12 protein-coding genes are annotated in these 13,709 nt (G+C 48.8%); 4 read left to right on the forward strand and 8 right to left on the reverse strand.

What is annotated here, in order from left to right:
• Nucleotides 1-2 precede the first annotated feature (2 nt).
• The 8 genes from trbE to traG form a co-directional block, all read right to left on the reverse strand.
• Nucleotides 3-2,432: a conjugal transfer protein TrbE gene (gene trbE, locus HBAL_RS03360; protein ID WP_015826515.1), complete on the reverse strand. Its 2,430-nt coding sequence runs from the start codon at nucleotides 2,430-2,432 to the stop codon at nucleotides 3-5.
• Nucleotides 2,426-2,680 carry a VirB3 family type IV secretion system protein gene (locus HBAL_RS03365; RefSeq protein ID WP_015826516.1) on the reverse strand — a complete coding sequence of 85 codons (255 nt, stop codon included), beginning with the start codon at nucleotides 2,678-2,680 and terminating at the stop codon, nucleotides 2,426-2,428. Before HBAL_RS03365 ends, trbE begins: the two co-directional genes overlap by 7 nt.
• Nucleotides 2,680-2,991, reverse strand: a complete 312-nt coding sequence (locus HBAL_RS03370) for a TrbC/VirB2 family protein (RefSeq protein ID WP_015826517.1) — start codon at nucleotides 2,989-2,991, stop codon at nucleotides 2,680-2,682. The genes HBAL_RS03365 and HBAL_RS03370 overlap by 1 nt, the downstream gene beginning before the upstream one ends.
• Nucleotides 2,973-3,986 (reverse strand): P-type conjugative transfer ATPase TrbB, encoded by a 1,014-nt coding sequence (gene trbB / locus HBAL_RS03375; protein ID WP_015826518.1) that lies wholly within the window; start codon nucleotides 3,984-3,986, stop codon nucleotides 2,973-2,975. Before trbB ends, HBAL_RS03370 begins: the two co-directional genes overlap by 19 nt.
• A gap of 320 nt (nucleotides 3,987-4,306) precedes the next feature.
• Complete coding sequence (locus HBAL_RS03380; RefSeq protein WP_015826519.1) at nucleotides 4,307-5,068, reverse strand: RES family NAD+ phosphorylase; 762 nt, start codon at nucleotides 5,066-5,068, stop codon at nucleotides 4,307-4,309.
• The gene (locus HBAL_RS03385) at nucleotides 5,028-5,405 is read right to left on the reverse strand and encodes an MbcA/ParS/Xre antitoxin family protein (RefSeq protein WP_015826520.1); all 378 of its coding nucleotides are present in this window, start codon (nucleotides 5,403-5,405) and stop codon (nucleotides 5,028-5,030) included. Before HBAL_RS03385 ends, HBAL_RS03380 begins: the two co-directional genes overlap by 41 nt.
• Before the next feature lie 63 nt (nucleotides 5,406-5,468).
• Entirely contained in the window at nucleotides 5,469-5,837 is a 369-nt protein-coding gene (locus tag HBAL_RS03390) for a hypothetical protein (protein ID WP_015826521.1), read from the reverse strand.
• A gap of 3 nt (nucleotides 5,838-5,840) precedes the next feature.
• The gene (gene traG, locus HBAL_RS03395; RefSeq protein ID WP_015826522.1) at nucleotides 5,841-7,826 is read right to left on the reverse strand and encodes an IncP-type conjugal transfer protein TraG; all 1,986 of its coding nucleotides are present in this window, start codon (nucleotides 7,824-7,826) and stop codon (nucleotides 5,841-5,843) included.
• Between the two features lie 369 nt (nucleotides 7,827-8,195).
• Between traG and HBAL_RS03400 the strand changes: the two genes are divergently transcribed.
• The 4 genes from HBAL_RS03400 to HBAL_RS03415 all read left to right on the forward strand — a co-directional run bounded on the left by HBAL_RS03400 (nucleotide 8,196) and on the right by HBAL_RS03415 (nucleotide 13,675).
• Complete coding sequence (locus HBAL_RS03400) at nucleotides 8,196-8,690, forward strand: hypothetical protein (RefSeq protein WP_041301358.1); 495 nt, start codon at nucleotides 8,196-8,198, stop codon at nucleotides 8,688-8,690.
• Between the two features lie 197 nt (nucleotides 8,691-8,887).
• Nucleotides 8,888-9,691 (forward strand): RNA polymerase sigma factor, encoded by an 804-nt coding sequence (locus HBAL_RS17015; protein ID WP_015826523.1) that lies wholly within the window; start codon nucleotides 8,888-8,890, stop codon nucleotides 9,689-9,691.
• A complete protein-coding gene (locus HBAL_RS03410; RefSeq protein WP_015826524.1) occupies nucleotides 9,688-10,269 on the forward strand; it encodes a hypothetical protein in 582 nt (193 codons plus the stop codon). The genes HBAL_RS17015 and HBAL_RS03410 overlap by 4 nt, the downstream gene beginning before the upstream one ends.
• A 1-nt stretch (nucleotide 10,270) precedes the next feature.
• Nucleotides 10,271-13,675: a UvrD-helicase domain-containing protein gene (locus HBAL_RS03415; RefSeq protein ID WP_015826525.1), complete on the forward strand. Its 3,405-nt coding sequence runs from the start codon at nucleotides 10,271-10,273 to the stop codon at nucleotides 13,673-13,675.
• Nucleotides 13,676-13,709: the final 34 nt, after the last annotated feature.

A 13,709-nucleotide genomic window follows, 5' to 3' on the forward strand; every position in this document is an offset into this window, starting at 1 on the left:
TCCTATTCTGCTGCCATTGTAGCAGGTTCAGAGCCAGTGATCAGTTGGGCTGCCCAGGCGAGATCTTTTTCAATGAGCCAGGTTTGTAGAAAACCCTCACCTTCTGTTTCAGCCCAAATACGATCCATTAAGGCTTGATCTGCTTGTGAGGCTGATCCGCAAAGGCTGAGCGCAATAGGGCCAAGGCCAAGTTCAAAGACGCGGCAGCCTAGTGGGGATTGATAATAATAGTCGCGTTTTGGTGTCGATGTTGAAATAAGTTCAATCTGGCGGGCATTTAGTCCAAATTTTTCATAAATGGATTTTGTTTGCGGCTCTAAAGCACGCTCATTTGGAAGGAAGATACGTGAGGGACAAGATTCAACTAAAGCGGGCGCGATAGAAGAGTTGGCAATATCGGCAAGTGACTGAGTGGCAAAAACAACAGCAACATTTTTCTTGCGCAGTGTTTTAAGCCATTCACGAATGCGTGCAGCAAACATTGGATCATCTAAAAACAGCCAAGCTTCATCCAGAATGAGCAATGTGGGCTTGCCATTAAAGCGTGCTTCTAAGCGGTGGAATAAATAGGTAATAACAGGTGCAACAGCCTTACCTGCATGCATTAATTCTTCCATCTCAAAGCAGACATTAGATGCCAGACTAAGATCATCATTATCGCTATCAAGCAGGCATCCGTGCGGGCCTTCTAACGTGTAGGGATGGAGCGCAGATTTAAGCTGTTCGTCCTGCAGCATTAAAGAAAGGCCGGTAAGTGTGCGCTCACAGGTTGGAGCAGAGGCAAGTGCACTTATCCCATCCCATAATTTAGCTTTAAGCTCAGGCGTCATAACCAGGCCTTCATTGGTGCAAAGCCCAGCCAACCAATCAGCTGCAAAGCTTGCACCGCTATCACTATCTAAATCAGCAAGGGGTTGCAGGCTGGGGCGGTTTGAGCCGCCCAGATCAATATGGGTCCCGGCCATCGACAATATGGCTGCGCGTGCTGATCGACCTTTATCAAAGATAAAGACCTGCGCACCTTTATAGCGCTGCCATTGCAATGCGAGCAGGCAAAGCAAGACTGATTTACCCGCACCTGTTGGGCCCACAATGAGAGAATGGCCAACATCGCCGACATGCAAGTTTAGCCGAAAAGGTGTTGTACCACCTGTTTGGGCCTCTATAAGGGCCGGGGCATGTAAATGGGCGTTGCGTTCTTCGCCTGCCCAAACAGCGGAGAGAGGCACCATATGTGCAAGATTAAGCGTGTGCAGGATAGGTTGGCGGACATTGGCATATACATGGCCCGGAAGTGAGCCTAGCCAAGCTTCAACAGCATTCAGTGTTTCTTTAATGGCTGTAAAACCGCGCCCATTAATAATACTGGTTGCTTTCCGGATATATTCATCTGCAATCTGTTGATCATTATGAGCGACCGTGATGGTCGTTGTGACATAGCCATATGAAACAAGGTCCGCGCCTAATTCTTGAAGGGCAGCATCAGCATCTGTAGCTTTATTGTCTGCATCATTATCAACTAAAGCGGCTTGTTCATTAAAAAGAGATTCGCGCACAACAGCGCCAATAGATTTGCGTTTAGCAAACCAATGGCGCCGTTTCTTGTTGAGGGCAGACTCAGCTTCCGATTTATCCATCGCAATAAAGCGTGTGCACCAGCGATAGTTAAAGCCTTGTCGGTTTAGCTCATCAAGTATGCCGGGTAGGGTTGAGGCAGGAAACCCCAATATGGTGAGCGTGCGTAAATGCGCATCACCTAATTGCGGCTCTAACCCGCCTGCAAAAGGTGTGTCAGCTAAAATGGCATCGAGAAAGACGGGAAGTTCGGGTGTCACAAGAGGGTGAGGGTCGGTTGAAATCGTGGAATGCAGATAGGTGAGCGTGGCATCATTATCCAGACGGGTAATATCTGAGAGGCTGGTGGCTAATAGATCAAAGACGCGATCTGCATGCTGGATGAAACTATCTAAGATTTGCTGCCAGCTTTGTGTTTCTTGACTATTTTGGCGCTCAATAAGCGCGCGTTCTGCGTGATTTGCACTATCTTCAGGCGGGAGCCAAAGCAGTGTGAGGTAATACTCACTTTCAAACCTTGCGCCCAATTCTGCTGATTGCAGTTTGCGTTCTTGATCTATGAGCCAAGAGGCCGGATCAGGAAAATCTGAGATAGGATAATTCGTGACGTCTGACCGTACCGCTTCAAAGAATAATGCCCAGCCTGATCCAAAACGGCGCAAAACATTATTGACGCGCGCCATCACAGATACGAGTTCTTCTTGGGTTGAGCTTTCTAAATCCGGTCCGCGATATTTAAAGCTTGTTTGGAAGGATCCATCCTTATTGAGGATAACGCCTTTGGCGACCAAGCATGCCCACGGCAAATAGTCGGCAAGCAATTTGGGAGTCTCTGAATACTCTTTGAGATTTAGCAAGATAAATGCTCCTTATGGCGTGCTGAACGGCTGGCCACTGTCATGAAATCTGGATCTGATTTGGCCATGAAAACGGCTGTCGAATGGCCAATCATCCAAAGCAGGAGGCCGGGTATCCATAGCCTAAGGCCAAGCGCTAAAGCAGCTGCAAGCGTGCCGATCGCAATGGCCGCGCCGCGCGGCGCACCGCCCATTAATATGGGCTCAGCCAGTGAGCGGTGCAGCGGAATTTCATAACCATCAACCATTAGATGAGCGCGCCTCCACCAAAGGAGAAGAAGGTCAAAAAGAAGCTTGTGGCTGCAAAGGCGATAGACAGGCCAAAAACAATTTGGACAAGTTTGCGCATGCCGCCTGAAGTTTCACCAAAGGCAAGGGTGAGGCCTGTCACTGTAATGATGAGAACAGCCACAATACGGGCAACAGGTCCCTCAATGGATTGTAAGACCTGATCCAGGGGCTCTTCCCACGGCATGCCCGTTCCAGCGGCATGGGCTGAGACAGAAAAAGCGATTGAAGCAGACAGGAGCGTTAAATATTTTAGTGCGGGTTTGCGCATGAGACATCATCCGTTTTGAGTATTGAAAGTGAAGGTGAAACAAGAGGTGTTGTGAGATAATCACTGCCATCAAAACCCGTGACCCGCAGCGCCTCTTCAACGCGGCGAATGCCGTCTTTGCGGGACATGAAGACAACCACATCAATGGCTTCTGCGATCAGCTCAAAAGGGGGATAGGTGATAGCTTCTTGCGTGAGCTGTTCTAAGCGTTTGAGCGCAGATTTAGCCGAATTTGCGTGGAGTGTGGTTATCCCGCCTGGATGGCCGGTATTCCAAGCTTTTAAGAGATCAAGCGCCTCACTGCCGCGCACTTCACCTACAATGATACGGTCAGGACGCAGGCGCAAAGTTGAACGTACAAGCTGTTGTAGGCTCACTTTATCCTTATGCGTGCGTAATGCGATTACATTAGAGGCCGTGCATTTTAGTTCTCGTGTATCTTCTAAGATTACGACGCGGTCGGACGCAAAACCATCTTCAGCAAGCAAAGCATTGGTGAAGGTGGTTTTGCCTGATGATGTGCCACCAGCAATGAGAATATTCGCGTGATTATGAATAGCGTCTTGAAGGGCAGAGGCTGTGGCAGAAGCAAGACTTGCCTGATTTACATAATCTTGTAGTGCAAAAGGAGATTGAGCGGGTTTACGGACGGAAAAACAGGGTGCTTCACAAATAGGAGGCAGCAATCCTTCAAAACGCTCACCAGACCCCGGTAATTCGGCTGAGACAATTGGGGAGGATTGATCAACGCCTTCATTAGCACTTGAAGCGACAAGTCGAATAACGCGTTCACGGTCAGATGGCGTTAGAGTTTGGTCTGAAACGATAATACCAAGTCTGGCTTTTTCTATCCAGATGGATCCGTCTGGATTGGCCATGACTTCGATTGTATCAGGCGCATCTAAAGCTTCGCGAACAACTGGACAAAAGGCGGTCCGCAGCATTGCGGTACGGCGCTTAGATGTTTCGGATAGGTGAGCTGTATTAACGCTCATTTGAATTACCTCAGTTGGTGATTTGAACTAAGGTAATGATCGGGTTTTATGTTTGTTTTGAGGAGTCAGAAAACAGGGAGAAAGGGGGAGACAAGTTGTACTTTTATAGTTTCAATTTGAAAGAGTTCTATGTATGCATGAGTATGTACCGCCACATACTATTTAAAGTCTGAAGCAGACTGTATCATTATTGAATCGCGCGTCTTATGTGTGTGAAGAAGCTAAACCTTCCATCATTGTTCGAAATTGCCTGTAGGAAAAATACAAGTGCGACAGCGGCAGGTATTCCAACAATTAGCAGTTTGGGGACTTGGAGTGTGCTAATTCCATTTAAATCTTGAAAACCTATCATCATGTAAAAAGTTTTCTGGAGCTAATGAAAAATTCTCATTTGCGACGTCGCTTATTGCATGCATACCATTCTTATTAAACCACAGCTTCCAGTTCTTTTGGATGCTAGGTGTTTTCGATGCAAATGCTTTGCAGTCGAGAATTGCCACATTTTCAAGATTGGCTGGATCTCTCACAGAAGTGTATTGAATAACCTTTATACCTGCATCTCTCGCTAATATTTCAAATTCTTGACATGGGCCATAAGTATTGGGGTGCATCCAGAGATCTGAAGCATCAATAAAAGGTTTTTCCATCAAGCTAATTGCGTGTGTTGTCTTTATGGGAACATCAAACAGGGTGTGTTCTGAAGGGCGTTCAGGAAATGGAGTTTCCGGAGAGTCGACATAGAATAAAAGGATATGAAAGGCTGTTTCAATAATAGCGCTTCTGGCATGTTGTGATGCGTAATATACGCCGGGTGTTCGTCCTGCTTTTCTAAAACGTGAGCCATTTGGGTATAGTCCATATCTAAATGGGGTTGAATATAACCAATGCAGACCAGCGCACTCTTTTGGTATGGGTGGTTTGCTTTCTTCCAGTATATCTTCAAGTAGGGCTTGGTCTTCTAGTGAATCAACAAGTTGTAGCGTTGAGACTATATGCTGAGCCTCGACGCAGCGCCAATATTGCCCCTTTAAAGGCTTTATTTTAGAGTGGAGCGCGTCTTGAATCCAAGTAGGCAAGGCCATTTGTTAGTCCTGTTATGGATTTAATTTCATCCAATGGAATACCACCGAGCGCAGTATTCTCATTGCGAAGCCAATAATTGGCGGTTTTGGTGTCGCCTCCGGTAATTGCATCTAAAGATCTGAAGAAACGAACAAATAAAACACCTAGTTCAAAAGGTTTTGAACCATCTTCTAAAAACAGTTCTTCTTTCTTCATTCTGGATATAGTAGGTCCCGAAACACCTAAAATAGCTGATAATTCTTTTCCATTCACCTGAAGTTTTTCTGCAGCACGAAGGACTGCATTTGTCAGGACGCGGTCACGTTCTTCAATTTTAATTTTAGCGGCAATGCTCATAATATGTATTTCTCCTGAAATTAAATATATATTATTTTTCTGTGGAAATCAACGCTCATCACCTTAAGGACGCGAAACTCGTTCCGCGACCTGCCCCATAAACCGGTCAAACCTCTTTCTTCCTAATGCATGAGCAGCGTCCCGGTCTATCTCGGGGAGGGGCGGAGTCGCTGTGAGCCAATATTGTACAAAAAGTGCCATCGTTTCGCTAGAAATGGCAAGGTCTCGTTCCAACCGGCCTGATAGGCTCTCCAATCTCTCAATACGTTTTGCGAGAGTGGTTGCGTGTGTATTTGCGCCAAGTGGATCAAAATATCCATTGAGCGCATCTTCAACAATCTCATTTATGGCAACACCCGGACGAGTAGACATCTCTTTGAGTTTGTTATGCATGCTGTGGGAGAGGCGGAGGTTTAAACGTGGCTTGGGCATAATTTAATATTCCGGTAGTAGGTCATCATCTTCTTTATCGAGACCATGCGCTTTGCGGACAATATCCTGGAGAGATCTCGTATCCATATCTTGTGCATCATGATCTTCAGTTAGGCCCAAATTATCATTTGTTTGATCTGTATGTTCAGAAGAGGCCGTCTCATCCAAAGCAAGTTCTAGAGCTAACCCTCCAGCTTCAGAAGTGTCAGAATAACTCGTCAAAATATCGGATGATGAAAGGAGTGGTTTGACTGGCTCGTTAAGCCACTCACTTGTTTGATCGGAAATACTATTTTGAGATGAGATTTCTATATCTCCGACTCTATCTACGAAGTTCTTATCTTCAAAATAGCGCAGTTTTTTTGCTTTAATTGGCGGCAAGCTTGCGATCATTAGGAGTTCATCATCTGGTGGGAGCTGCATAATTTCACCTGGCGTCAGAAGGGGACGAGATGTTTCTTGGCGGGAAACCATGACATGAGATAGCCACGGCGCTAATCGATGGCCAGTATAATTGCGTTGAGCGCGTTGTTGAGTGGCTGTACCTAGACTTTCTGATATGCGTTTGGCGGTGCGATCATCATTGGTCGCAAAAGCAATCTTGATATGGCAATTGTCCAAAATAGAATTCATAGCACCATAGGCTTTATCAATTTGGTTTAGGGATTGTGCTATCAAAAAAGCACGGATGCCATAACCTGCAAAAAAGGCGAGGCTAGTTTCAAAAAATTCAAGTCGTCCTAACGCCGGAAATTCATCCAGCATTAAGAGTAATTGTCGTTGCTTGTCTTTTGCAGCTGGAAGCTGCTGCGTCAGCCTGCGAGCAATTTGGTTAAGTATTAAGCGAATAAGTGGTTTTGTTCTCGAAATGTCAGATGGTGGCACGACTAGATACAGCGATAGTGGAGTTTTATACGTGATGAGATCAGATATCCTAAAATCGCTCGCTGCAGTTACTTTAGATAAAACAGGGTCACGATAAAGGGTTAGGCAGCTTATCGCGGTAGAAACGACACCTGATCGTTCATTCTCTGATTTGTTGAGAAGCTCACGCGCAGATTGAGCGATAACGGGATGAACTGTGGGCGTTGTAATTGAACCAATATGATTGGTCTTCAACATCAGTTGTAGCGTGTCACCAATTGATCTGGAAGGATCAGATAAGAATTTAGCTGCACCTGATAGCGTCTTATCAGTCTGCACATAAAGGACATGAAGGAGCACTCCGGTAAGTAAGGCATGGGCAGTTCGTTCCCAATGGTTGCGTCTTTCCAAAGAGCCTTCTGGGTCAACGAGAATATCAGCAATATTTTGGACATCACGTACTTCATGATCACCTCGCCGAACTTCTAGAAGTGGATTGAATTTCACTGAACTGGGATCGGTTGGGTCAAACCTCAAACACTTAGAGAATTTTGACCTCCATTTTGAAGTGAGGGACCAATTTTCTCCCTTAATGTCATGAATGACAGCACTTGATGTCCATGTGAGAAGGGTAGGGATAACGAGGCCAACACCTTTTCCAGAACGTGTTGGCGCAAAAGCCATGACGTGTTCAGGCCCGTCATGGCGTAGATATTGGTTTTGCCATTTTCCCAAGCATACACCTGAGTTTCTCAGTAATTTTGCTTGCTTGACGTCTTTAGCTTCTGCCCATCTTGCAGACCCATAAGTTGTGACGTGTTTTTGATGACGGGCGCGTAACACCGAGCCTGCAATCGCGGCGCAGATGGCCAAAAAACCACCACTGACTGAGATTAGGCCTGCTTTAGCAAAGACGTCAGGTGCATAGGCTTCAAATGCATACCACCATTGGAATATGCGCCAAGGTTTGTAGATAGATGTTTCATTCCAACTAAACCATGCAACTCCCAATGAGAGTTGATACCCTAGTTGAGCTGCTGCCCATTGTGTCGCTGACCACATAGCCAGAAGTACCAGTAAAAAGCTGATGGCTATCTGGCCAAATAGGATTTTGGTATGTGTCATCTATATGCTCCGGTACGAGAGCATTATTGTGAATGACAAACTCATGTGATGTGGAGTCAGAAATCCCAGAGAAAGAAGGAGATGATTTTAAGATGCGGTGTTGATTAAAAACTTTAGTTAGAACACTGTTTTGCGCCTAGAATGGAGAAATTTCGTCTGTCTCGAATTTGCCAAAAGGCGGCATTGGGCTATGAAGTGGTGAATGGCTGCTTTGTGGTTGACTTCTGCCTGATTGAAGCAGAGGTGAACGCCTTGTGCTGCGTTCAGAAAAACTTGCACGACGAAATCCCAAATGACCATTAGTATTCCTTATTCCGCATGTTTGTGATTATACTTAGTTTAGGACGTTAGGGATTGGGGAATTGCCGTATGGACGCCTTGCTTAAAACATTCGGGCATTTGCTTCTTGAGCAGATCATTCCAATAACGGGATATCGTCTTCCGGTTCTGCAGGAGATTGTCGGGGGAGCAGCCCTCGTCCTTATGATCCTGTTCATCTTTGCAGTGTTGCTCATACTCATGGGCGTTTTTGCCGGCGACCGGAAAGCGATGGAGCGAGCGGTCGGAGCGTTTATCAGGGCGTTAGCCAAGGCTCGGCATCGCGTTCTGGAAACCGGGATTATCCAGGGTGGATCGTTCAATGCATCGCTCGAAATCGCGCTGGAGGCCAGTGAGTTTTTTGAACTGGCATTGACTGATGCAAAAAAGTGGGCATCCCAGTTGGCTACGTCGATTACAGCCAATTGGAAGCAGGCCTTACGCGATGAAGGAGTGACGACAGATGATGTACAGACTTACTGTGATGCATTCGAGTATTCGGAGAGTGAGTCGGCGCTGCTCGCTTACCCTACAGGAGGCACCTAATGTTTTTGTGCTTGACCTGGATCATCGGTTCCATTGCCAATGATGCGTGCTATCGACGTTCTCATCTGAAAGGGCGCTCAACGTCCCCGAGGAAGAAAACACATCTCGAAAAGGAAATGTATGTGCAATGATATTAAGAGAAGCGCCTTTCTTACTAATGTTGATCTTAGATATACTGCCAACTCAAAAATGCCACTATGCCATCCTGTGCTAAAATAAAGCCTCTTAGTAAGCGGCGATTGTCGGGTGAACTGTACACGCGCGACCCGAAAATAGAGGAACGCTTGAGCGAATTGTCCGGGGTGGCGCGTGACGCGCTGATCGAGTGCGCCCTAGTGTCGAAAAAGACGGATCCGAAATATGTACCAAGCGAGTGCCTGGTTTATTTCATCCGGAAAAGTTGGGACGATAACACCGAAGCGTGGTTTGAGCGGCTTTACAAGATTCTCGCCGAAAGAGTTCTGAGGGCACTTCCGCGCGAAGGTGTCAGTGGGGGTAAGACAGCCTCGCTTACCAATCAAACTATTCGCGACAGGGTTTGGGGCCGATTTGTGGAGCTATTGTCTCTGGACCGTACATCCGGTTCGGACAAGCTTGATTACTTTGAGGTCCGGTTTGACGGAGCGTTGGCCAGCTTGAGGCGAGACGCACAAGAGCAGGCATGGCGCGAGGAAAACCGGTCTGCACCGCTCGAATACGACACGGAAACAGGCGAACTCTCAGAGGAAGTCGAACGTGCCGCAGGGAGTTTTGATCTGAGCGAAGCGCTAGAAATCGACGACCCAGATTACCGGTCCCGATGGGAAGCGGCGATTGACACTTTACCAAGAAGACAAATGAGGATCATCCAGATGCTGAGAGAAGGAATTCCGATAGACTCAAAAGACCCCAACATATTTACAATAGCAAAGGCACTTGGAAAGTCAGAAAAGACCATCAGGACACATCGCGACAAGGCTTTTGCGGCTTTACGCGAAGCTCTGAATGGAGATGACCAGTGAGCGCCCACAAAAACCGACCATCAAAGGAAGATGTGTTCGACGCATTCGCGGTGGAAACGCGCCACGATCGGCCGACGATTGAGCGATATCTGCAAGACTACCCCGAATATGCCAATGAGTTGATCGACCTAGCGAGAGAGCTCTCACGAAGTCTTGAGAGCAGCTCTGGTCCGCTCACGGCGTCCGAAGTTCGACTTATCGATGATGCTTGGCGACGGTTTGCCCCATTGGAAACGAAGGCGGCGACAGATCCGTTGGTTGCCCTATCTGTTGATCAATCGCGGTATCTAGCAAAAACGCTCGATGTTCCAAGGCAAGTCATCACAGCTTTTAAAGAACGACGGGTTGATGTCGAGACGGTTCCCAGACCTTTCCTTGCTGAATTTGCAGACTCCATTCGGCTAACGGTCGCGGCTCTCACCCAAAATCTATCTGTTTCACCGGGCTCTGGGCTGGCTCGTAGCTATAAAGCTGATGCTAAGCCGCAGATCGCGGACAAGGTATCTTTCGAACAGCTCCTAATCGATGCCGGTGTACCAGACGCGCGACGCGCAGAGCTCATGGACCAAGGCGACTGACGTGGACGGAGTAGAACTCGCAAGACAAGTTGCAACTCAACTGCACAATAGCGCGGTATCGAATGGACACGATCCTGCGCGACCGTATGAGTTCGCAATTGCTGAAGCTAATCGCCGCGGGTTTGATGTGGAAGAAACATCGGTTAGTTCCCCACTGCTCGAAGGTAGTCGTGCAACGGTCATCCATTCGGATCGGTTGGTCTTGCATGAGAACGTGGGGACCACGTTCGAGAAGGCTTTTCTAGTCGCTCATGAGATTGGTCATTTGGAACTTGGCGACGGCGCGGAGGGTGAACAGACTACGGAAATTGATCCTACGCGCGCTGCGGAGCCATCTCCGATCGGAATGGAACGTGTTGTTGACTACGGTCGCAGGCAACGACGTGAAGTTCAAATGGACCAATTCGCGCGCGAATTTCTTCTCCCACGCGTTGTCGTAAAAAGCCTTCATCTCGAATCGCAGCTAACTGCATCGGACATTGCTCAACGTTTCGGGGCACCCTTTGATGTCGTCGCCCAACAACTGTTCGACGCGTTGCTCCTGCCCGAAGTTATCTCCGAGCTTGAGACCGAAACCGTGGAGCGGACACCGAACGCTCTTCAGGCGGTAGCAGCATCGCATCGTGGGAATGCCTATCTTCTGGAAGCGGGACCTGGAACGGGGAAGACCCAGACGCTCGTGGCGCGAGTTGACGCACTCTTGGAAGAAGGCGTCGATCCGCGTCGCATTTTGTTGCTGACTTTTTCTAATAAGGCGGCAGGCGAAATGGCGGATCGAATTGCACGCAAGCACAGTTCGGCAGCGACAGCGATGTGGATCGGAACCTTTCATGCCTTTGGCTTGGACATTGTCCGACGATTCCATGGCGAACTGGGTCTTCCGACAGATCCACGCATGATGGATAGGATTGAGGCTGTCGAACTACTTGAGGAAGAATTCCCCCGTCTGGACCTCGCCCATTACCGAAACTTGTATGATCCCACGCAGATCATTTCCGATATTCTTCAGGCGATTTCCAGGGCCAAGGACGAAGTTGTCGACCCCGCGCGCTACGCCGACTTGGCGAAGGAAATGGCGGCTTCCGCGACGACGGAGGACCAGAGGGTTGCTGCCGCGAAGGCTTTGGAAGTGGCCCGCGTTTATGAGTTATATGAACGGCTAAAGGCTAACGTTCACTGCGTCGATTTCGGTGACCTTGTTTCTATGCCTGTTCGACTGTTGGAGAGCCGTCCTGATATTTGTGAGCATCTTCGATCCCAATATGACCACATCTTGGTCGATGAGTATCAGGATGTGAATCGAAGCAGTGTCCGCCTCCTCACAGCACTGTGTCCCGACGGCCGCAACCTGTGGGCAGTTGGAGATGCAAAGCAGTCGATCTACCGCTTCAGAGGCGCGTCATCATTCAACATGGCGCGCTTTGGGGTCAGCGATTTCCCAGGCGGCGAACGGGGACGCTTGAAGAAGAACTATAGGTCAGTGGAAGAGATTGTAGATACCTTCTCCGATTTTGCGGCGGCCATGATCGTGGGGGATACCGAGAGCGGTCTTGAGGCCGTGCGCGGCTCAAGTGGTGACCGTTCTACTCTGCGCAAGGTCGCACAAGCTCCGGACCAGATTGTTGCCATCGCTGAGGCGATTCAAGAGCGCCATCGAGATGGGTGCGCCTTTCGTGAGCAGGTGGTGCTGTGCACTGGCAATGAAAAGCTCTCGGAAATCGGACAGAGCCTGGAGCGCCTAGGTGTTCCAGTTCTATTTTTGGGAAGCTTGTTCGAACGCCCCGAAATCAAAGATCTGATGTCGTTGCTCACCATTTTAAGCGACAAGAGGGCAATGGGGATGGTACGGGTCGCCTGCATCGGTGATTTTGAAATGCCGATCGATGATGTGGGTAAAATCTACCGGCATCTGCGGTCTTCTGATGGCAACCCAAAGAGCTGGCTGGAAAACACCGACTTGACGGCTACCTTGTCAGAATGCGGCCAAATGAGCTTGGCCAATCTCAAGGCTGCATTCGACGGGTTCGATGACACATCGGAACCCTGGGCTGTGATTGCGCACCTGTTGCTGGATCGCACAAGCATCGCTGCGCGGCTGAGCATTTCTGAAATGATGGCTCACCGTACGCAGGGAATTGCCATTTGGCAGTTTTTGAATTTTCTGAGAAGTCAGCCAACAGGACAAGGTCTGCCGATCAAGCGGCTTTTGGATAGAGTACGTAGATTAGTTCGACTGGGCGATGATCGCAACCTAAGACAGTTGCCGTTGGCCGCCCAAGGCATCGATGCTGTCCGGTTGATGACAATTCATGGAGCGAAGGGCCTTGAGTTTGAGACAGTTCATTTGCCTGGCTTGAATGCAGATACGATCCCTAGGAATCCTCCACTTCCAACGTGTCCGCCACCAGATGGGATGGTGGAAGGGACGACAGAGACTGCTCTGGAAGCATTTCGAACCGCACAGGCGGAAGAGCAAGAGTGCCTCTTTTTCGTTGCGATGTCGCGAGCACGCGACAGGCTTCTGATCTATGCGCCTACACAGAAATCAAACGGTAGCAAGCGAAACCTGTCCAGCTTCATCGATAGGCTTGGATCGAGAATTGATCATGAGACCATCCAACCGGGCGGTGAGTTACCTGCCGCACCAGAGATGGCCGATGTCATGCTTCAGGTCAGCGGGCGTGTACGTTTCAGCGGCGCACAGCTCTCCCTCTACGAACGTTGTCCGCGGCGCTTTTTCTATACACATGTTTTGCAAGTGGGTGGTCGTCGCACTGCTACACCGTTCATGCAAATGCACGAAGCCGTGCGAGCCGTTGTGAAGGACGTTGTTGCGGGCAAGACGACAGTTTCTTCCGAGGCAGAACTCCGGAGCCAAGTGGCACGCGAGTTTTCGATCCACGAACTTTCTGACAACGGGTATATTCGTGAGTATACTGAATATGCGGTAGCAATGATCTCGTTTTTCCTCTCAGCGCGGGATGGTCACACTCCTGAAGCACCGACGGCAGTGAGAGTCCGTCTCGGTGATGAGGAGCTCACTATCGAGCCTGATGATGTTCTTCTCAGGGCGGATGGAAGTCGCACTGTCAGAAAGGTTCAGACTGGCCACTTTCGTAAATCGGAAACGGATGATGTAGGAACAGCAGCATTCTTGCTGGCTGTGCGGCAAGCGTTTCCAGGAGCCGAGGTTGAGTTTATTCACCTGTCTGATCAATCAGCCAGATCGATGGATATGACGGACAAGAAGCTGGAAACCCGTCGCGGCAAGCTGACCACACATCTGCAGGACATTCGTGCGGGCCGCTTTGCTGCTAATCCATCGTCGCGAGTTTGCCCGGGGTGCCCAGCCTTTTTTGTCTGTGGGCCAACCCCGAAGGGCACGTTGGAGAAAAATTTCGAGTAAATTTACCGGTCGTAGAATGTCATATCGATTGACC

It is taken from the genome of Hirschia baltica ATCC 49814 (assembly GCF_000023785.1).
In the GTDB taxonomy this organism is placed as follows: Bacteria; Pseudomonadota; Alphaproteobacteria; order Caulobacterales; family Hyphomonadaceae; genus Hirschia; species Hirschia baltica.